The organism is Natronorubrum aibiense, assembly GCF_009392895.1.
Taxonomy (GTDB): domain Archaea; phylum Halobacteriota; class Halobacteria; order Halobacteriales; family Natrialbaceae; genus Natronorubrum; species Natronorubrum aibiense.
This window is the reverse complement of record NZ_CP045488.1, coordinates 2,565,646-2,584,371: the sequence shown is the minus strand read 5'-3', so window position 1 is coordinate 2,584,371 and position 18,726 is coordinate 2,565,646. Positions and strand designations below refer to the sequence as shown.

General features: G+C 65.1%; 20 protein-coding genes. 9 read left to right on the top strand and 11 right to left on the bottom strand.

Going from position 1 to position 18,726, the window contains the following annotated elements; translation table 11 throughout:
* Positions 1–22 precede the first annotated feature (22 nt).
* Positions 23–2,134, top strand: coding sequence for a bacterio-opsin activator domain-containing protein (locus GCU68_RS12700; protein ID WP_152942152.1), 2,112 nt, complete (start codon positions 23–25; stop codon positions 2,132–2,134).
* A gap of 87 nt (positions 2,135–2,221) precedes the next feature.
* A complete protein-coding gene (locus GCU68_RS12695; protein ID WP_152942150.1) occupies positions 2,222–3,487 on the top strand; it encodes a DUF7344 domain-containing protein in 1,266 nt (421 codons plus the stop codon).
* A gap of 39 nt (positions 3,488–3,526) precedes the next feature.
* Here GCU68_RS12695 and GCU68_RS12690 read toward each other — a convergent pair whose 3' ends face one another.
* Positions 3,527–4,471 (bottom strand): calcium/sodium antiporter, encoded by a 945-nt coding sequence (locus tag GCU68_RS12690; protein ID WP_152942148.1) that lies wholly within the window; start codon positions 4,469–4,471, stop codon positions 3,527–3,529.
* A 147-nt stretch (positions 4,472–4,618) separates the two neighbouring features.
* Between GCU68_RS12690 and GCU68_RS12685 the strand changes: the two genes are divergently transcribed.
* The 5 genes from GCU68_RS12685 (at position 4,619) to GCU68_RS12665 (ending at position 9,626) form a co-directional block, all read left to right on the top strand.
* On the top strand, positions 4,619–5,428 hold the full coding sequence (locus GCU68_RS12685; protein ID WP_152943717.1) for a shikimate dehydrogenase: 810 nt from the start codon (positions 4,619–4,621) through the stop codon (positions 5,426–5,428).
* 78 nt (positions 5,429–5,506) lie between these two features.
* Positions 5,507–6,283, top strand: coding sequence for a helix-hairpin-helix domain-containing protein (locus tag GCU68_RS12680; RefSeq protein WP_152942146.1), 777 nt, complete (start codon positions 5,507–5,509; stop codon positions 6,281–6,283).
* Between the two features lie 114 nt (positions 6,284–6,397).
* Complete coding sequence (locus GCU68_RS12675; protein WP_152942145.1) at positions 6,398–8,053, top strand: anthranilate synthase component I family protein; 1,656 nt, start codon at positions 6,398–6,400, stop codon at positions 8,051–8,053.
* Positions 8,046–8,711 (top strand): anthranilate synthase component II, encoded by a 666-nt coding sequence (locus tag GCU68_RS12670; protein ID WP_152942143.1) that lies wholly within the window; start codon positions 8,046–8,048, stop codon positions 8,709–8,711. Before GCU68_RS12675 ends, GCU68_RS12670 begins: the two co-directional genes overlap by 8 nt.
* 6 nt (positions 8,712–8,717) lie before the next feature.
* Positions 8,718–9,626, top strand: coding sequence for an aminotransferase class IV (locus tag GCU68_RS12665; protein WP_152942141.1), 909 nt, complete (start codon positions 8,718–8,720; stop codon positions 9,624–9,626).
* Positions 9,627–9,661: 35 nt separating this feature from the next.
* Here the strand turns inward: GCU68_RS12665 and GCU68_RS12660 are convergent, their stop codons facing one another.
* The 3 genes from GCU68_RS12660 to GCU68_RS12650 all read right to left on the bottom strand — a co-directional run bounded on the left by GCU68_RS12660 (position 9,662) and on the right by GCU68_RS12650 (position 11,385).
* Positions 9,662–9,892, bottom strand: coding sequence for a hypothetical protein (locus GCU68_RS12660; protein WP_152942139.1), 231 nt, complete (start codon positions 9,890–9,892; stop codon positions 9,662–9,664).
* Positions 9,893–9,919: 27 nt separating this feature from the next.
* On the bottom strand, positions 9,920–10,105 hold the full coding sequence (locus GCU68_RS12655; RefSeq protein WP_152942138.1) for a hypothetical protein: 186 nt from the start codon (positions 10,103–10,105) through the stop codon (positions 9,920–9,922).
* Positions 10,106–10,266: 161 nt separating this feature from the next.
* Complete coding sequence (locus GCU68_RS12650; RefSeq protein ID WP_152942136.1) at positions 10,267–11,385, bottom strand: saccharopine dehydrogenase family protein; 1,119 nt, start codon at positions 11,383–11,385, stop codon at positions 10,267–10,269.
* 91 nt (positions 11,386–11,476) lie between these two features.
* On the opposite strand from GCU68_RS12650, the gene GCU68_RS12645 reads away from it, so the two are divergent.
* Positions 11,477–11,905 carry a Rieske (2Fe-2S) protein gene (locus GCU68_RS12645; RefSeq protein WP_152942135.1) on the top strand — a complete coding sequence of 143 codons (429 nt, stop codon included), beginning with the start codon at positions 11,477–11,479 and terminating at the stop codon, positions 11,903–11,905.
* A gap of 1 nt (position 11,906) precedes the next feature.
* Here the strand turns inward: GCU68_RS12645 and GCU68_RS12640 are convergent, their stop codons facing one another.
* A complete protein-coding gene (locus GCU68_RS12640; RefSeq protein WP_152942133.1) occupies positions 11,907–12,269 on the bottom strand; it encodes a DUF7344 domain-containing protein in 363 nt (120 codons plus the stop codon).
* A 199-nt stretch (positions 12,270–12,468) separates the two neighbouring features.
* Positions 12,469–12,765, bottom strand: coding sequence for a transcriptional regulator (locus tag GCU68_RS12635; RefSeq protein ID WP_152942131.1), 297 nt, complete (start codon positions 12,763–12,765; stop codon positions 12,469–12,471).
* A gap of 147 nt (positions 12,766–12,912) precedes the next feature.
* On the opposite strand from GCU68_RS12635, the gene GCU68_RS12630 reads away from it, so the two are divergent.
* Entirely contained in the window at positions 12,913–13,881 is a 969-nt protein-coding gene (locus GCU68_RS12630) for a sugar phosphate nucleotidyltransferase (protein WP_152942129.1), read from the top strand.
* Positions 13,882–13,886: 5 nt separating this feature from the next.
* Here GCU68_RS12630 and GCU68_RS12625 read toward each other — a convergent pair whose 3' ends face one another.
* From GCU68_RS12625 to GCU68_RS12605, 5 genes are all read right to left on the bottom strand, one after another.
* On the bottom strand, positions 13,887–14,351 hold the full coding sequence (locus tag GCU68_RS12625; protein WP_152942127.1) for a DUF892 family protein: 465 nt from the start codon (positions 14,349–14,351) through the stop codon (positions 13,887–13,889).
* Between the two features lie 55 nt (positions 14,352–14,406).
* Positions 14,407–15,132 carry a diphthine--ammonia ligase gene (locus GCU68_RS12620; protein ID WP_152942126.1) on the bottom strand — a complete coding sequence of 242 codons (726 nt, stop codon included), beginning with the start codon at positions 15,130–15,132 and terminating at the stop codon, positions 14,407–14,409.
* A 51-nt stretch (positions 15,133–15,183) separates the two neighbouring features.
* Positions 15,184–16,440, bottom strand: a complete 1,257-nt coding sequence (locus tag GCU68_RS12615; protein WP_152942124.1) for a DUF373 family protein — start codon at positions 16,438–16,440, stop codon at positions 15,184–15,186.
* Positions 16,441–16,524: 84 nt separating this feature from the next.
* Positions 16,525–17,520, bottom strand: a complete 996-nt coding sequence (gene sppA / locus GCU68_RS12610) for a signal peptide peptidase SppA (RefSeq protein WP_152942123.1) — start codon at positions 17,518–17,520, stop codon at positions 16,525–16,527.
* Positions 17,521–17,666: 146 nt separating this feature from the next.
* Positions 17,667–18,548, bottom strand: a complete 882-nt coding sequence (locus GCU68_RS12605; RefSeq protein WP_152942121.1) for a coiled-coil protein — start codon at positions 18,546–18,548, stop codon at positions 17,667–17,669.
* Positions 18,549–18,726: the final 178 nt, after the last annotated feature.

Below are 18,726 nucleotides of genomic sequence, written 5' to 3'. Positions count from 1 at the left end.
CGATGAACGCAGTTTCCTCGCTATGACCGACTCACGACGGGATACCAACGACAGTTCGGACGACACGAACTCGACGTCGAGCGACGTCGACTTCCCGGCCGAGTTCAGCCTCGACGTTCGGCAACTGACGGAACTCGTCGGTGAGCGTGCAATCTCGTTGCTCGACGCCGACGGTCGCGTCGCGCGGTGGAACGACGGGTCGCTCACGGGCCACGACGACGCGGAGATCGAAGGTACACACTACCGGACCTTCTTCTCACCGGAGAGTCGCGAGAACGGCCGTCCAGCGCGATTGCTCGAGCAGGCGCGCACCACTGGACGGGCCGAAGACGAGGGCTGGCGGCTTCGACGCGACGGCAGCCGGTTCCGGGTACACGAAGTGCTCGCGCCGATCCGGGAACGCGACGGAGCGTTCGAGGTCGGAGGCGGCGACGATTCTACCGCCGACGCCGGCGACGAGCCCGGCACCCTTCGAGGCTACGTGCGAATCCTGCACGATCGGACCGACGAGTACAGACAGGAACTTGAGCTTCGCGAACGAAAGGCGCTCACGGAGAGCATCTTCGAGGCCCAGCCGGACCTGCTCTATGCGTTCGATACGGAGGGCAATCTCGTCCGCTGGAACGAGCGATTCGAACAGGTCACCGGCTACGACGCCGCCGAACTCGAGGGCATGAACGCACTCGAGTTCATCGTGCCGGAAGATCGCAAGCAGATTAGTGACGCGATCGACCGGGTCCTGATCGACGGTGAACGGGTCACCGCCGAAGGACGGGTACTGACGAGCGACGGCCAGCGGATTCCCTTCGAGTTCAACAGCGCACGAATCTCGGGGGCGGACGGGATCGTCTTCGGCTTTACCGGTATCGGGCGTGACGTCAGCGATAGGAAGGCCCGCGAACGGGAACTCGAGCGCCTCGAGCGGCTCAACGCGACGATTCGAACGATCGACGAGACGATGGTCACGGCGGAGACTCGCAAGGCGATCGAGACGGCGGTCGTCGAAGCGTTCGCGGACGTCGAACTGTATCAGTTCGCCGTCATCGGGCAAGGCGATCCCTCGGCGAGTGGGCAGCAGTCGATACAATCGAATTCGTGGGCAGGGATCGACGCAGCTGATGCTGACGACGTCCTCTCGTTGTTCCTCGAGCCCCCGACTGACGGGTCGGACGCGCCACCGTTCGAGCCGGAAACCGTCCACTGTTATCACGGCCTCCGGGAGCATTCGGTCGAGCGCTGGCGAGCCAATGCTCGCGACCGCGACTACGGTTCGATCGCAGTCGTCCCGATCACGGCGAGTGGCCGAACGTTCGGCGTGCTCGTCGTCGCCGCCACGGAGGCGACGGCGTTTACCGACCGCGAACGGGAAGTACTCCAAGAGTTCGGCGCGACGGTCGGCCACGCGCTCAACGCAATGGCCGTCCGGCGGCTCCTCTATCTCGACACCGCCGTCGAACTCGAGTTCGAATCGACGGACCGCCGAGACGTCTGTACGGATCTCTCCGCCGAGCTGGGGTGTTCGGTGACGCTCGATCACGTGTTACCGTTGACCGACGACGTGTTCGTCTACTACGTCTCCGTGACCGACGCCGATCCGGATCAACTCGAGTCAGTTGCCGAGATCCACTCCGGAATCGGCGAATTCCGCCACATCGACACTAGCGGTGACGAGAGCTACTGGGAGCTCGTCGTCTACGGGCCGGCGATCACCGGCCTGCTCGCGGACTACGGCGCGCGGATGCGATCACAGATCGTCGATGACGGCGTCTCGAGCGTCGTCGTGCAGGCCAGTCCGGACGTCGCCGTTCGGGAGTTAGTCGAGGCGCTCACGGCGCGTTACCCGGACACGCAACTGCTCTCGAAGCGCACCGTCGAACGACCGGTCGAAACGCGTGGCGACTTCCGACGGCGCGTGCAGGACGACCTGACGGAGAAACAGCGAGCCGCCCTCGAGGCGGCCTACTACGGCGGCTACTTCGAGTGGCCGACCCGCAACAGCGATGCCAGCGAGATCGCCGAGCGACTCGGGATCGCTCGCCAGACGTTCCACCAACACCTCCGGGTCGCACAGGCGAAGCTCCTCACGGCCTATTTCGAGGACGACGCTGCCATCGGCGACGAGCGTTCCAGCTGAGTGGGGCGATTCGCCGGGTGCGCTCGGTCGCCGATACCAGAGCATGCTGGTACACACCTTTCCCGCACTCGTCGTCTTCTTCGAGCAATGAGTACCAGCCTGACTGCCAAACGAACGACTACCGCGTTCGATGTCCTCGCCGGTCCTCGCCGGCGGTCCCTCCTGTCGGTCCTCGCCGACCGGTCGGAGCCGCTCTCGGTCGAGACGCTGGCAACTGAGGTGGCTGTTTGCGAACACGGTTGTCCGATCGTCACCGACGAGCAGTGTCGGGACATCCAGATCGAACTCGTACACCATCATGTCCCGCGGCTTCTGGACGTCGGGCTGGTAACCGAACATCGCGATGGTGACACGCGAACGATCACGCTCGCCGACCATCGGCTGCTTGAGGCCGACTGGGTCAACTACTTCCTCGAGAACCCGACCGGTGGGTCGGTCCTCGACGAGGAGACGCTGGATCTGACGCTCGATGCACTCCAGCCGGCCCGGAGTCGGCTCGCCTGTGCCGTGCTCGCGAAACAGCGCGACCCGCTCGCTGTCGACGACTTGGCCGCGTTGATCGTCGCCCGCAAGGGTGGCGGCCGCCTCGTCGATCTCGAGGAATCCGATTGGCAGCCCGTCGCGACGGCACTGCGACACAACTACCTGCCGTCGCTCGCGGCGGCCGACCTCGTCGAGTACGACCGTGAAAGCAACACCGTCGCGCTCGAGCCCAACGCACCGCAGTGGCGGGCCGACTGGCTGGCTGCGAGTCCGCTCCGTGAGGTCGTCGTGGGCCTCGAGGCGATGCAGGGTCAGGCTGGAAGCGACTCGAACGTGCTGGACGCGGACGTCGCCATCGGGCAGCAGGACGCGAATTCGTGTTGGACGATCGACGGGTGCTCGACGGTCGTCGCTCGAGGCCACGAGCTCGCAGACAGCGCCGAGGAGGAGCTGTTCGTGACGGTGCCCGACGAAGGGATGGTCCAGCAACGCTGTCTCGAGCGCTGGCGGGCCGCCGCCGATCGCGGCATCGACGTCTACGTCGGGTCGCGATCGCCGCGCGTTCGGGACACGGTTCGGTCAGCGGTTCCCGAGGCCACGGTCTGTAAGCCGCAGTTCGACTGGCTGAACTTTCCGGTCGACGAGATTCACCACGGCCGCATCGTCTTTGCCGATCGCGAACGGGTGATGCTCGTGACGATCGACGACTCGGGCAGTGAGCCACAGGCGACCGCGATCACCGGAGCGGGGCCGGAAAACGCGCTCGTCAGGCTCGTTCGAGAGCACGTCGGGCCGCGGCTGGACCAGTTGCAAGCCCGCTGTACCGAGGGCGATTGGGCGGACGAACACACGACGCCGCTGCCGCTGTAACGCACGTTTTGGCTCGGTTGGGTTACGGACCTCGAAACATCACGGGATGAGCAACGCGAGAAAACCGACGTAGCCGGCGACGAGGGCGGCGCCGTCGAGTCGCGTGACCGTCCGGCCGTAGGCCATCATCCCGACTAGTGCGACCGTAAAGACGGCCAGCACGGGGAGTTCGAGCCACAGCGTGCTCGAGGCGATCTCGATCGGCGTGATCAGGGCGACGATGCCGAGGACGGCAAGGATGTTGTAGATGTTCGAGCCGACGACGTTGCCGATGGCGAACTCGCTCTCACCGCGAACTGCCCCGACGACGGAGGCCGCGAGTTCCGGAAGCGAGGTGCCCAGCGCGAGCACCGTCAGCCCGATCACCAGATCCGAGACGCCGAGTGCCGACAGCAACGCGGTGCCGCCCGAAACCAGCCACCGCGACCCGAGCACGAGCGCGACCAGCCCGCCGAGGACGAGTGCGACGTCCCGAAGCGAGAGCCCGACGCTCGCATCGGGGTTGTCGACGTCCGGAGCTGGATTCGCGTTGACCGAGTGGACCAGATACGCCGTAAAGCCGCCAAGCACTAGCAGAAAGATCGCTCCCTCGAGCGAGCCGATCGTCCCGTCGACGCCGAGGACGATGAGCAAGACGACCGCAAAGAGCATGAACGGGACGTGTCGGTGCATCGCCGTCTGGCTGATGTGCAACGGTTTGATGAGCGCGGAGACCCCGAGGACGAGCCCGATGTTGGCGATGTTCGAGCCGATTACGGCGCCGAGGCCGATGTCGGTCGAGACGTTCACCGCGCCGATGGCCGAGACGAACAGTTCGGGTGCGGTCGTCGCGAGGGCGATCACCGTCACGCCGACGGTCGCCGCCCGGAGGCCGATCCCCAGCGCGAGTCGACCGGCGCCGGCGACGAGCAACTCGGCACCGGCATAGAGGACGAAGATGCCGGCCACGAGCAACCCGAGGTGGAGGGACAGGCCGGAGAGCATGGGTGCCCTTGACGCGTCCGACGTAAGTCTGTGCAGATTTCGACCGGATACGAGACGGGATAGCACACCCCCGACGATCGGCACCGCGTTCGGTATCTCGTGTTCGGTATCTGTATATCCCCGCCGCCTCGAGTGTGGCGTATGGCTATGGACGTCTTCGGGTTGCTCGGCAACCCGGTCGGACACTCGCTGTCACCGCCGATGCACGAAGCGGCCTACGACCAGCTCGAGCTCGACGCCCGCTACGTCACCTTCGAGCCCGAGCCGGCGGCCCTCGAGGCTGCGGTCGACGGAGCCGACGCGCTCGGCATCAGGGGGCTGAACGTGACGATTCCGTTCAAACAGGACGTCCTCGAGTACGTCGACGCCGACGAGCTGGCGACCCGGATCGGCGCGGTCAACACGGTCGATTTCACGGGGGACGGAACGCCGACTGGCCACAATACCGACGCGGTCGGCGCGATGCGCGCGCTGCGCGACCACGACGTCACGCTCGAGGACGCACGCGCCGTCGTCGTCGGAGCCGGCGGAGCCGGACGGGCGATCGCGTTCGGCCTCGCCGATTCGGGCGCGACGGTCGAGATCGCCAACCGAACCGAGTCGACGGCCCACGAGCTCGCCGAGGCGGTTCCGGGGGCGACGGGCCACGGCCTCGAGTCCGGGACGCTCGCCAACCTGCTCGAAGACGCCGACGTGCTCGTCAACGCGACGAGCGTCGGCATGGAATCGGACGAGACGCCGGTGCCCGCCGACACGCTCCACGGGGAGCTGGCCGTGATGGACGCCGTCTATCAGCCACTCGAGACGCGCCTGCTGCGGGACGCGGCGGATGTCGGGGCGACGACCGTTGACGGCGCGTGGATGTTGCTCTATCAGGGCGTCGAGGCGTTCGAACTGTGGACCGGCGAGGAACCGCCAGTCGAGGCGATGAACGAGGCGCTTCGCTCGCAGCTGTAGGCCCGGAAAACCGGTTTTCGGGGCGATACATCCCGATATCAGGCGAATTTAAGTGGTGGTGCCAACTATATCGGCACAATGGCACTCCTCCAGAAGTTGAAATCGCTCCTCGGACTCGGCACGTCCGACCCGGAGCGAGGGCAGACTCGAGAGGTCGGCGTCACGGTCGAACGGGAAGGGTCACAGGAGGGCGACGACACCACCGAATCGACCACGAACGAGACACGAACGGAACCACCGGCACCAGCGAGCGCGACGACTGGGTCGCAAACCGAAGCTGCCAACGAGACCGAGCCCGAACCTGACCAGTCGGCCACCACCGACGAGTCGGTAGCCGCCGGCTCGACCGCCTCGAGTTCGACCGACTCGATGATGGAACCGACAGACGAACCCGACGCCGCGGCGGAGCCGGCGGAGGCGACCGGCCCCACGCCGGCGGACGCGTCCCCAACGGCCGAGAAGACACCTGATCACGCCGAGGGAGCGTCCCCGGTCGAGGAAGCCGAGCCCGAGCCCGCACCAGCAACCGAATCCGAACCCGCAAAAGAGGTCGATACCGAACTCGAGGAGGCCACACCAGCGACCGACGCCGACGAGTCCGAGCGCACTGTCGACGAGACCCCAGCCGACGACGAACCGGACGCCGATACCGACGAGCAGGACGTCGATCCGACGACGCAGGAACCCGTCACTTCGATCAAGGGAATCGGGCCTGCCTACGCGGATCGGCTCGCGTCGGCGGGCGTCGAAACCGTCACCGAACTCGCCGCTGCGGACGCCGCCGAACTCGCCGAGGGGACCGATATCTCCGAAAAGCGCATTCAGGGCTGGATCGACCGCGCCGAAGTCCGATAATTCCCGTTCCGTCCTGCCCGCGCGTTCTCTTCTCTACCGCCGTCTGTCTGCGTTCAGGTCACTGACACGCCCGAAACCGCAAGAGGATTAGGGTCCCATGCCCTCCCCGAGCACATGTGCGACCCGCGCGTTGTCACGTCGTTCGCGTCGTTTCGAGCCGCTGCCCGCGAGTGGCTCGCACAGCGCGATCCGACGGCAGATTCGACACCGGCGACGCGCACTGGCGTCCGACTCCCCGTCGAGGTTCGGGTCACCGTCGAGGATCCGTTTTTCGCCTACCGCCGTGCCCGACCGGCCGACACCCGCGGCGGGGCGTTCCTCGAGACGACCGGCGGCCAGCCCGGCTGGGGCTACTTCGGCGTCGACCCAGTCGATCGACTGACGGTTTCACCCGATGCCGTCATGCGCTCTCAATCGAGCGACGAATCGCCGACGCTCGCGGCGCTCGAGGGGTTACTCGAGGGAGACGATCTGTGCCGTGGTGACTGTGACGTCCCCTATCCCTGTGGGGCGATCGGCTGGCTCGCCTACGACATCGCCCGCGAACTCGAGGCCCTCCCCGAATCGGCCGTCGACGACCGCGGCCTGCCCCGACTCGAGGTCGGCATCTACGACCGGTTGGCGGCGTGGAAAGAACCCACCGAGGGCGACGACGTGACGCTGCGGATCACGGCCTGTCCGCGACTCGAGGCCGACGCGTTCGGCGACGAGATTTCGGACGAGACGCTCGAGACGGCCTACGAATGCGGCCGCGAACGCGCGCTCGAGCTGGCTCGGGCGACGCTCGAAGGCGATCCAGCGGTCGGCGAGCCACCGGCGGAGACAGCGGCAGCGACGTTCGAGAGCGACTGCGGCCGCGAGGCGTTTGCCAACCGTGTCAGCCAAGCGAAGGCGTACATCCGCGACGGCGAGACGTTTCAGGCAAACCTCTCTCAGCGACTCGTCGCGCCAGCGGCGGTCCACCCCGTCGCGGCCTACGACGCCCTCCGGCGGGTCAACCCCGCGCCGTACTCCTGTCTGCTCGAGTTTGCCAGCACTGATCTGGTAAGCGCGAGCCCCGAACTGTTACTCGAGCGCGAGCCACCGCGAGATTCGTCCTCGGCCTCGGCGAGCACTAAGAGTGGCGACCGACGCGAGCACCGTGACGTCGATTTCGTCCGGACAGAGCCCATCGCGGGGACGCGTCCCCGCGGCGACACGCCCGAGGAAGACGACGCACTCGAGGCGGACCTCCGAACCGACGAGAAAGAGCGTGCCGAACACGCGATGTTGGTCGACCTCGAGCGAAACGACCTCGGAAAAGTCTGTGCGTACGGCTCCGTCGAGGTCTCCGAGTACCGCCGGATCGACCGCTACGCCGAGGTGATGCACCTCGTCTCGAACGTCACGGGTCAGTTGCGGGCTGACGAAACGCTGGCCGACGCGATCGCCGCGGTGTTTCCGGGCGGGACGATCACAGGCGCGCCGAAACCACGGACGATGGCGATCATCGACGAACTCGAGGCGACCCAGCGAGGCCCCTACACGGGCAGCGTCGGGATCTTCGGCTTCGACGGCCGGGCGACGCTCAACATCGTGATCCGGACGCTCGTTCGCTACGCCGAGGAGTACCATCTCCGCGTGGGGGCCGGGATCGTTCACGACTCCGACCCCGAACGCGAGTACGACGAAACACTCGACAAGGCCCGCGCGCTGATTACAGCCGTCGACGATGCGCTCGGGGAACGCGCCGCGATGGCCCTCGAGACGGAGGGTGAGAGCCATGAGTGAGCCGACACCGACCGGAAACGCCCGCATCCTCGTCGTCGACAACTACGACTCCTTCGCGTACAATCTCGTCCAGTACGTTGGCGAACTCGCGGCCGAGGTGATCGTTCGGCGCAACGACGAGATCGACCTCGCAGCCGTCGACGCGATCGATCCGACGGGAATCATCGTCTCGCCGGGGCCGGGAACCCCACAGGAGGCGGGACTCTCGACTCCGCTGTTCGCCGAGACCGAGTACCCCATTCTCGGCGTCTGTCTCGGACACCAGGCCCTCTGTGCAGCGAACGGCGCACCGGTCGTCCACGCCCCCCACGTCGTCCATGGCAAGCCCTCGACGGTCAGCCACGACGGCGAGGGCCTCTTCGACGGCCTGCCGTCGACGTTTCAGGTCGGCCGTTATCACTCGCTCGCCGTCGAACGTGACGACCTTCCCGACTCGCTGGTCGAGACGGCCCGGACGACCGACGAACGCGGCATGTTGATGGCGGTTCGCCACCGCGAGAAGCCCCACATCGGCGTCCAGTTCCACCCCGAAAGCATTCTGACGCGTCGCCACGAAGACGCCGCGGACGGCGACGGGATCTCGCTCGCGGTCGGCAAACGCATGATCGCGAACTTCTGTCGACTCGCCGCCGAAACCAACGCAGACGAGGAGGTCTGAGCACGAATGCGTGTCGAGCCGATCTATCACGTCGACGGCGACCTCGTCCCCGCGAGCGAGGCGACGGTCAGCGTCGACGACCGCGGCTTTCGCTACGGCGACGCCGCCTTCGAGACCATGCGCGTCTACGGCGGGACGGTCTTCGAGTGGGACGCCCACCTAGAGCGCCTCGAGCGAACCTGCGAATCGCTGTCGCTCGACCACGGCCTCGGGGCTGCCGACCTCCGGGATCGGATCGACGAGACGCTCACAGCGAACGACCTCGAGGACGCCTACGTCCGGCTCTCGATCACGCGCGGCGTCCAGCCGGGAAAACTCACGCCCCAACCCGACGTCGACCCGACGGTCGTCATCTACGCGAAGCCGTTGCCTCGCGGGGGCGTCGACGGCGAGCCTGTCTGGGACGGACCGGCGACCGTGCGAACGGTCGAGACGCGCCGAATACCGTCCGAGTCGATTCCCGCTGCGGCGAAGACACACAACTACCTCAACGGAATTCTGGCCCGCGCGGAGCTTCGGGACACAGACGGGCAGCCGAGCGCGGACGAGGCACTCATGTTCGACACGGAGGGCGCCGTCGCCGAAGGCGCGACGAGCAACCTCTGGTTCGTCCGCGATGGCGACCTGTATACGCCGACGACAGACGGCCCCGTCCTGCCGGGCATCACGCGTGCGATCGTTTTCGAACTCGCTGCTGACGCCGACATCGCGGTCCACGAGGGCCGCTACGACCTCGAGGGCCGCTACGACCTCGAGGCCGTTCTCGAAGCCGACGAGGCGTTTCTGACGAACCGCACGTGGGAGCTGCGGCCGATCGAGACGCTCGATGGCCACGAGATCGGTGGGGGCCCGGTGACGGACCGGCTCTCGAGGGCGTACGACGAACGCGTCGAGCGAGCCTGCTATCGGGGGTGATTTGGAACGTCAATGATCGCCACACAGTACGGACGTTACCGTTTCCAGCGCTCGAGGCCGAGCATCGCGCTTCCGAGCGCGAGGAGTCCGAGGGCGATCGTGACGATCGGTGTATCGCACCGATTGACGCCCCCGTCGGGTGAGTTCCCGAGCCAGCCCAGATACCACTCGTAGTACACGAAGCCACCGGGCGGCTCGTCACCGGCGTACCCGACATCGGTGCACGACGAGAGCGGTAGTTCGGGAACCGAAACCGCGATCAGCACCGCGACGAGACCGCCAACACCAGCACGTCAGGATCGTGAGAATCGCAGTGGCGACAGCCGATCCGCAGCGGTGATGCCGAGTCCCGCGCCGACCGCTCCGGGAACGTATCTCGTCGGCTCGAGTCGCCCGAAGACGATCGCCTCGAAGAGCGCGATGGCGAGGTACGCAACGAGCGTCCACAGCACGACCGAGCGAACGAACGCGCGGGCCATTCGTCTCGTTGTTCATCTCGTTGCGTCATAAGCGTTGAGTCGATCACGCGACCGCTCGAGTCGCCGTGAAACCGCCACATCGTACGGACTCCTGTCCGTCCGTTTCAGTGTGATCGCCGAACGGTCGCGGGGACACCGGAAACGCGGTACAGCAGCCCGTCTCAGTCGTCCGATTCGACCGTCGATCGATTCGAGTCGTCGGTCTCGGTCGGCGTCTCGAGGACGTCGCGCGTCGTCCCCTCAAGTTTGAGGACGAACTCGCTGCCGAACGCCGATGCCGGCGTTTGGAAGCCGGCCGGAACGCGTGACTCGATCCGGTCGCGGCCGTCGAGAACGCGCTCTGCGGCGCTGACGGCGGCGTCAGCCGTCAGCGTGTAGGGATTCGGCGTTCGCATTCGAGCGCGGGCGCGGCGGCCCGTCGACTCGTCGACAGCCTCGCCCCAGACGACCGCGTCGCTGCGCGCCCGTTCTCGCGCGTCTGGGCCATCGACGCGGGCGTCGACCAGGCGCTTCACCAGCGTTTCGACCGGTCGCCGAGCGAGCAGCCAACCGAGCGAGTCGGCAGCGGCCATCGTCCGCGTCGCCCACGATGGCATCGCAGCATAGAGTTCGATGGTGTCGATATCCGTGCTGTGTGCGGCGGTGACGACGTCGCCGCCGGGGATCGTGACGGCGTGTTCGGGCCCGGTCCCGAAGTCGATCTCGCGTGTCCGGAACGCGGTTGGCACCTTGATGAGCCGCCCGTTTCGGCGAACGACGCCGTCGCTGCCGAGCTGTTCGACGACCGTCCGGGCGGTCCCCCGCGAGAGCGGCCCGTTCCCTTTGAGACCGAGCGAGAGCGCAGTCGCTGACGGCAACTGCTCGTGAAGAAACGCAGCCAGACAGTCCGACGGAACGACCTCGAAGCCGACACCGGGAAGCAACGTCACGTCCGCCGCGCGCGCTCCAGCGTCGTGCTGGCGCAGCCGCTCGAACACCTGAAACTCGCCAGTAACGTCGAGATAGTCGGTCCCGGTCTCGAGGCAGGCGTCGACGAGCGGGTCGACCGTCTTCGAGAACGGTCCGGCACAGTTCAGTACGGCATCGAATCGCCGGAGCTGAGCGGCGACGTCGTCGGAGAGTGCGAACGTCCGTCCCTCGACGCCGAGTTCGTCTGCCTGTCGAGTTACGGCACGCGCGTCGCGGCCGGCGACGACCGGCGACCCTCCTCGAGAGACGGCTTCGCGGGCGATCAGCCGGCCGGTATAGCCATACGAGCCGTAGATGAGAAGGGAGTCCATAGCCGTCGTTTGGCACTCAGGAGGTTAAAACTGCGTCAGACATCCGGCAGACCGGAACGTTCAGGGGAACCGATCGATAACCAGCGTGGCGATGGACGCGTCCCAACGGATCACCGCCCTCGAGACGGTGCCGACGGACTCGACGGTGCTCTTTCGTGTCACGAACGGAGCGGATGGACCGCAGGAAGCGATTCTCGTCGCGACGGAGTCGGGTGCCGACGAACCCGAACTGGCCTGCTGGCTGAACTACTGCCAGCATCTCACCCACATTAAAATCGACAAGGGGTCCGGCGCACCCATGCGCGACGGCGAACTCGTCTGTGCGAACCACGGCGCGTACTTCGACGCCGACTCCGGTGAGTGCACGCACGGGCCCTGCGAAGGGGCGTATCTCTCGGCTCTCGAAATAACCGTCGCAGACGGCGACGTCTATCTGACCGACGACGAGTACACGTATCTCGGTGTGGGCCCGATCGATGACGGCGACGAACTGACGTCGACCTCGAACGTCGAGTTCTAGGTCAACAGAGCGCGTTCGGCGCGACCATATCTCGCTCCTGATTGTACTCGAGCAGGCCGGCGTCGATCAGCCGCGGCAGGTGGTCGTGATACAACGAGAGGTAAACCTCGTGAACGCGCTCGGCCGAAATGTTCGGCATCTGTCGGCCGGTTTCGCGAACGGCGACCTCCTCGGCGGCATCGGGGAGCGTCACCGCTTCCCCGTAGGTACGCATTACCTCGAGCAACAGTCGTCGTCGCTGGTCGGCGAGTAACCCGAACGCTTCGTCGATCGTTTCGGCCGATGCCTCGCACGTGTCGAGGCTCTCGAGAACCGACCGGACGAACTCGACACAGTCGGACTCGGGGTGGGACGTGGCAGTCATTCGTATCCTCCAAACCTCTCGAGTCGAACGGATACCTGTCCAGTGGAGACGAAGACGGTGACAGGTGTCGATGGGACCACACGCCGGACACCCGCTCGCTCGAGAGTTCGTGTCGGCATCTCGCCGCCACGGTAAATATTAGTATCGAATCTGTTTCAGGTCGTCAGCGAAACGTGACAGTCATCGCACCTGATGGGACTCACTCGATCGTCAGCGTCGGTTCGGCAACGGACTCGCTTTTGCAGTTGGGACACCTCGAAGGGAGGTTCAGCAGGTCGTCGAAGTCGTCGAAGCCACACTCCCGACACGTCGGCGGTGCGACGAGTAGTTGTTCGTCCGTCTCGGTTCCGTCGACCGACTGGGAGACGTGCTCGGCGTGCCGGAGCACCGATTCGGGCGTCAGATCAAGGGCAATCGCAAGCTCGCTCGGTGTTGCTGGTTTGGCACGGAGCGCGTCGGCAAGTCGCTGTCGCGTCGTTTCGTCGGCCTCACGCATGGCTCGACAGAAGAGCGTCGGGGATTTATACTGTGTGACACGGACGGTACCCGTTGACCGGCAGCCCCCGAGCCTCGGCCGCTCGATAGCACCTGCGCGCCTTCTGAAAGGACAAACGACTTATCACGGGCAAGTGAACCTCGAGTCATGAAAGCCGTCGTCCTTGCCGGCGGGTACGCGACTCGGATGTGGCCGATCACGAAACATCGACCCAAGATGTTTCTCCCGATCGGTGAGTCAACCGTCGTCGATCGGATCTTCGACGCACTCGAGGCTGACGATCGGATCGACGACGTCTACGTCAGCACCAACGAGCGGTTTGCAGCCGACTTCGAAGCCCACCTCGCCGACAGCCCGTTCGAGAAACCCCAGCTGTCGGTTGAGGAGACGACCGACGAGGCGGATAAATTCGGCGTTGTCGGCGCGCTCGCCCAGTTGATCGAGCGCGAGAACGTCGACGACGACCTGCTGGTCATCGCCGGCGACAACCTGATTAGCTTCGACATCGCTGACTTTCTGGACTACTTCGAGGCCCAAGACGCACCGACGCTTGCGGCCTACGACGTCGGCTCCCGCGAGAAGGCCAAGTCCTACGGGCTCGTCGATCTCGACGGAGACCGCGTCGTCGACTTTCAGGAGAAACCCGACGATCCCAAGAGCACGCTGGTCTCGATCGCCTGCTATGCGTTCCCCGCCGAGTCGCTCGATCTGCTCCCGACGTATCTCGAGGACGGCAACAACCCGGACGAACCCGGCTGGTTCGTCCAGTGGCTCCAGAATCACGAGCCGACGTACGCCTACACCTTCGAAGGCGCGTGGTTCGACATCGGAACGCCAGAGAGCTACCTCGACGCCGTTTCCTGGCACTTAGACGGCGAGTCGATCGTCGACGACTCGGCGACCCTCGAGAACGCGTCGATCGGCGACAACGTTCACGTGATGGGCGACGTCACGCTCGAGAACACGACCCTCGATCACGCGGTGATCTTTCCGAACGCAACCGTTCGAAACGCCGACATTCGACGCTCGATCATCGACGAAGGGACACATCTCGAGGATCTCGACCTCGCGGGCGCACTCATCGGGGCCCACACCACAATTAAAAACGGTTCCTGATCGGGCTACGCCGGCAGTTCCTGTATTCGTTCGAGGCCGCTTTCGGCTTCCGCTTTCGTCTGCTCGAGGGGATCGACGATCTCCGCGGGGAGATCCATGCGATCCGCCAGCGTCAGCAACGTCTCGAGTTTCGTGAGTTCGAGGCGTTCGATCGCACGTCCGAGTTCGGCCTCGACGAGATCACCGAGCACTGGATCCCGGAGATCCTCGACGCGCTCGTCGCGTTCCGTCCGGAGCCCCGACAGCGACGAGCTCTCGATCACCCCGGGATCGACGCCGAACCCCTCGAACAGCTGTTCGAGTCGCTCGAGTTGCTCCGACGTGGTCTCGCTGTGCGCCATGTAATATGACTCGAGCTCCTCGTCGGTTGCCGCGTCGGCCAGTTCCGTCTGGAGGTCCGCGAGTTCCTGCTCGATGTGGTAGAGTTCCCGAAGCTCCCGGACGAACAGGTCGTGTTCGGATTCGATCATGCCATCGACAGGGTCGCCGTCGAGGCGCAAAGGGATTCGGCCGTCGATTGAAACGTTACTCGAGCCGGGCGTCCGTGATCCGCACTCGTCCGCGGGTGCCGTCCCACTCGGTATCGTACTCGAGGGCGATTCGCTGGTCCATGTGCGGGCCACCCACCACCAGCGTCTCGAACTCGCCGCCTTCACCTAAGATGTGGACACCGTACGCATCGTTGAGTCGCTCGAGTTCCTCGAGCGCCTCGCGGTCGAGCGTTCGGCCGAGCCACGACTCGTCGAGGCCGTGGGCGGCGACCTGCACGATCGTGATCTCGAAGCCGGCTTCGAGCATCGCGTCGGCCAGTTCACGCGGGTCCTCCTGCCACAGCGGCGCGAACAGCTCACAGTCGAGTCGGTCGCACATCCCCTGAATGCGGCTCGTCTGGTACTCGCTCTCGACGGCCCCCGCCGTGACACCCGCGATACCGCCCTCGAGTCGGTTGTCGAGGTCGACGAGCGCGGCTTCGAGGGGCTCGAGTTCGTCGTCGCCCTGTGCGCTCGAGTCGGCTGCGGCGTCGGCTTCGAAGTCGTCGGGTTCGACGTCGACGAGCGGAATGCCGATGCTGTCCGCGGCCAGCGCGGCGAGGTCCGTCGCGGGGACGTGATACATATAGGAGTCCCCTTTGGGGTGGACGGTGACGAGGTGCGAGACCTCGAGGTCGTTCTCGAGGGCCTGATACAGCGCCCACACGGAGTCTTTGCCGCCCGAGAAGAGACTTACCCACGTCCCGTCTGCGTCGCTCATGGTCGTCAGTGAGCCCACAGGAGTAAATGCGTACCGAGTCGCTCGAGAGAGCTACTCGTCGAGGTCGTCCTCATCGGAGTCGTCTGCCCGTTTTGCAGCCGCCCCCGTCGGCCCGCCGTCGGTCAGTTCCGACTGCGAACTCGCGGTGGGTGGCGCATCCTGAGCCGTCTCGGTTGCCTCGTTGTGGTTCGATTCGGACTCGCTGAAATACGACGCGAGCCGTGCACCGACGAGACTGATCACGATCGCCGTCACGACGAACAGGGCGAGCCGTTCGCCCGCTGTCACCACGAAACTCTCGTTCGAGAGCGCACCGAACTCGGCCGCTGGCACCTCGAACGGGTCGATCACGCCCTGTTGCTCGAGGAAGTACGCCGAAAAGCCCCGCACGACGAGCCCGACGGCGACGACGATGAAGGGAAGATTCAGGTAGGAGCGCCGAATCGGTTCGTCGCTGATCGCTTCGTCGAGGAGTCGTCCGGCACTGGCCGTCAACGCGGCCATCGCGAGCCACGGGACGCTGTCGAAGGCGAACCGCATCGCCGGGATCACCACCCCGGCAGGGTTGTCGAGACCCGAAACGCCTAACGCGCCTGCAAAGAGTCCGACGAACGTCAGACCGGCCGCGACGACGTACGTGACGACCGAGACCTGTCCGGAGTACAGCGACTCGCGGGCCTGATGGGCGAGTCCGGTGAGGAGTTCGTCGATGTTGAAGCCCTTATAAAGGAGGAAGACACCGATCACGGTCGTGATCGCGGCGGCTCCCTCTGCGGGACCGACGACGGTCGCGAGTATCGGGAAGACCAGCAACGTGAGCCCGATCGGCACGAGCACGGTCTGGCGCAGTTCCTCGTCGGCGAGAAACTGCTTGAGCAAGTAGTACGTCGACTCGATGTCTCGAGCCTGTCTAACGACGACGCGGTCGACCGAATCGACCTGCATACGACTCTCGACGATCGGCACCAGCCGCTCGTCTTCCGCGCTGTCGATAACGACGACGGCCGAGTCGGGATCGTACTCGGCGACGAGCTCGTCGAGCTGGTGGGCAACGGCTCGGTCCGCCGAGACCATCGACTCTCGGTCCCCCGAGACGACGGCGACGACGACGTCTTCGTTCCCGTCACGGAGGTCCTGGGCGACGCGCAACGTCTCGAGCAGCGAATTCACTCCCGAATCTTCCGGATCGGCCAGTCCGACGTCAGTCACCAGCGCGCGGACTGCTTCCCAGCCGACGACGGGCGACCGGAGGCCGGTCTTGCGACCCACGTCGTCGGTCCGGTCGAGACAGACGACCAGCGTTGTCACGATAGCCGTTCCATTCTGTGTAACGATAAAACCACTCACTCGTTCGACCCGTTTGGGCCACCGCCGGCCCGGAAACGGTGTCGATTATAGCCGCAGTTTGAATTCTCGGTCCTCGGCGATGCCGGCGATACCGGCCCCGAAAGCGTAGGCGAGCTGTTGGGCTCCGGTTCCCACGCGAGCCATCAGCGGTCGTTCGGGTTCGAACTCCTCGACGGTCACCTCGTCCCTGTCGAGTCGGTCCGCCAGTTCGGTCTCGAGTTCCCGACGCGTCCCGAGGTGATCGACCAGCCCCATCTCGTAGGCCTCCTCACCGAGATAGATCCGTGCCTCGGTGTCCCGGACGAACTCGGGTTCTAAGTCGCGACCGTCGCTGACCCGCTCGACGAACGTCTCGTAGTAGTCGTCGATCAGTCCCTGGAGGTACTCGCGTTCGTCGTCGTCCATTTCCTTGAGCGCCGTTCCGGCGTCTTTGTACTCGCCCGCCGCGAAGCGCTCGTAGGAGAGCCCCATCTTCTCGGCGAGGTCGCTCGCGTTCACCCGCGAGCCGATAACGCCGATCGAGCCGACAATGCTGCCGTCGCGGGCCCAGAGTTCGTCACAGCCGCTGGCGATCCAGTAGCCGCCGCTCGCACAGACGTCGGTCGTGTAGGCGACGGTCGGGCCGTCGAAGCGCTCGGCTGCGAGGCGGATATCGTCGCTCGGGACGACTTCGCCGCCCGGCGTGTTCAGTTTCAACAGTAACGCGTCGACGTGGTCATCGTCGTCGGCTCGGTCGATCTGATCGACGATGTCGTCGGCCGGCGTTCCACCCGGACTCGAGGGCAGTCGTCCCCCGCCACCGTCTCGAGTAATCGGCCCGTCGACAGCGACCTCGGCGACGTCATAGCCCGGAAACAGCGAGTCGGCGACGTTGTTGGCGATCCGAACCCCCGCGACGACGACGACGAGCGCGATGAGGACGCCGGCCAGATCGGCCAGCGACTCCGGATACACGACGAACAGCGCAACGCCGAGCGCGGCGAACACGGCGGCACCGATCGCCACGATCACCAGACGCACGATACCACTACCACGATCCATCGTCACCACCTCGTCTCATGGCAGCACCTGTGGCTGCTGTCGAGTTAAGCGTACGTGTTCGCGTTCGTGGTGGCCGACTCGAGGACGGCGCACCCGCTCACGCCGGCGGAGAAAAGCCGCAAAAAGACACAGGTGGACGAACCGCGTTAGAGCAGCCCCGTCTTCTGGAGCTTCATCAGGTCCTCGGTGTCGAGGGTCTCGCCTTCCTTGAACTTCTGATAGATCTCTTCGGCCTCTTCTTTGGCCGCTTCTTTCTTCTTGTCGCGCTGGGACTTGCGCTCTTCTTCCTCTTTCTTGTCCAGTTCGCGCAGGCGCTTCTGGACGCGGACGAAGTCCTCGTGGTGGCGGTCGGCAGCCTCCTGGGCCTCGACGAAGGACTCGTGCATCTCGTCAGCTTCGTCACGGATGTCGTCGGCTTCGCGGTAGGCCTCGATCATCTGGTTGTGATGTTCCTGGGCCTTGTCCGCAAGCTCCGTCACTTTCTGGTGGTGCTTTGAGGCTTCCGAGCGAACTTCCTCGGCTTCCTCGACGAGCTCCTCGAGGTCCTCGTTCTGGTCGAGTTTCTGCTTGCGCTCTTCGTACTCCTCGCGCTTGGACTCGATCTTCTCGATGAGCTCTTTCTCGTCTTCGCTCGAGAGGACCTCGGTCTGCTGTTTGAACTCGAGTTGCTCGATTTCCTCTTCGAGCTCCTCGAGATCCTTGCCCTCGTCGAGTTCCATGTCCGACTTGAGCTGTTCTACTTTGTCGAAGAGCTCGTTGGCTTCGGCGTTGAGCTCGTTGCGTTTGTCCTTGTGTTCCTGGACCTGCTCGTTGAGCTCGTCGCGCTTTTCGCGGTGTTCCTGTGCCTCGTCGACCTTCTCGCGCGTTTTGGCGTTCAGGTCGTCGCGCTTGGATGCGCGCTCGGAGGCCATCTGGTTGAGCTCGTTACGCCGGTCTCGGAGCTGCCCGGCCATCTTGATGAGCTGGCCTTTCGATTTGTTTTCTAGGTCGTCCTCTGTAAGTTCGATGTTCTGTGATTCGTCTACCATGTGTTAGTCAAACCTCTGTGCCATACCCGCACCGGAGGACGGTCGCCGCCTCGACTGGACTCGACACCCGTCGCTCGGGAGTGGTCCGTTCGACAGAGACGAGCGACGGTGTACAGCGTGCGCTCACAATCTGCGAAACCTCGGTGAATAAGATTTCCTGTCATCGATCGTCGAGCGA

Coding starts and splice junctions, on each gene's coding strand:
- GCU68_RS12695 (WP_152942150.1), top strand. CDS start 2,222: ATGAGTACCAGCCTGACTGCCAAACGAACGACTACCGCGTTCGATGTC.
- GCU68_RS12700 (WP_152942152.1), top strand. CDS start 23: ATGACCGACTCACGACGGGATACCAACGACAGTTCGGACGACACGAAC.
- GCU68_RS12620 (WP_152942126.1), bottom strand. CDS start 15,132: ATGAGCGACGCAGACGGGACGTGGGTAAGTCTCTTCTCGGGCGGCAAA.
- GCU68_RS12670 (WP_152942143.1), top strand. CDS start 8,046: ATGAGTGAGCCGACACCGACCGGAAACGCCCGCATCCTCGTCGTCGAC.
- GCU68_RS12680 (WP_152942146.1), top strand. CDS start 5,507: ATGGCACTCCTCCAGAAGTTGAAATCGCTCCTCGGACTCGGCACGTCC.
- GCU68_RS12665 (WP_152942141.1), top strand. CDS start 8,718: ATGCGTGTCGAGCCGATCTATCACGTCGACGGCGACCTCGTCCCCGCG.
- GCU68_RS12690 (WP_152942148.1), bottom strand. CDS start 4,471: ATGCTCTCCGGCCTGTCCCTCCACCTCGGGTTGCTCGTGGCCGGCATC.
- GCU68_RS12675 (WP_152942145.1), top strand. CDS start 6,398: ATGTGCGACCCGCGCGTTGTCACGTCGTTCGCGTCGTTTCGAGCCGCT.
- GCU68_RS12640 (WP_152942133.1), bottom strand. CDS start 12,269: ATGACTGCCACGTCCCACCCCGAGTCCGACTGTGTCGAGTTCGTCCGG.
- GCU68_RS12625 (WP_152942127.1), bottom strand. CDS start 14,351: ATGATCGAATCCGAACACGACCTGTTCGTCCGGGAGCTTCGGGAACTC.
- GCU68_RS12655 (WP_152942138.1), bottom strand. CDS start 10,105: ATGGCCCGCGCGTTCGTTCGCTCGGTCGTGCTGTGGACGCTCGTTGCG.
- GCU68_RS12685 (WP_152943717.1), top strand. CDS start 4,619: ATGGACGTCTTCGGGTTGCTCGGCAACCCGGTCGGACACTCGCTGTCA.
- sppA (WP_152942123.1), bottom strand. CDS start 17,520: ATGGATCGTGGTAGTGGTATCGTGCGTCTGGTGATCGTGGCGATCGGT.
- GCU68_RS12635 (WP_152942131.1), bottom strand. CDS start 12,765: ATGCGTGAGGCCGACGAAACGACGCGACAGCGACTTGCCGACGCGCTC.
- GCU68_RS12605 (WP_152942121.1), bottom strand. CDS start 18,548: ATGGTAGACGAATCACAGAACATCGAACTTACAGAGGACGACCTAGAA.
- GCU68_RS12650 (WP_152942136.1), bottom strand. CDS start 11,385: ATGGACTCCCTTCTCATCTACGGCTCGTATGGCTATACCGGCCGGCTG.
- GCU68_RS12630 (WP_152942129.1), top strand. CDS start 12,913: ATGAAAGCCGTCGTCCTTGCCGGCGGGTACGCGACTCGGATGTGGCCG.
- GCU68_RS12645 (WP_152942135.1), top strand. CDS start 11,477: ATGGACGCGTCCCAACGGATCACCGCCCTCGAGACGGTGCCGACGGAC.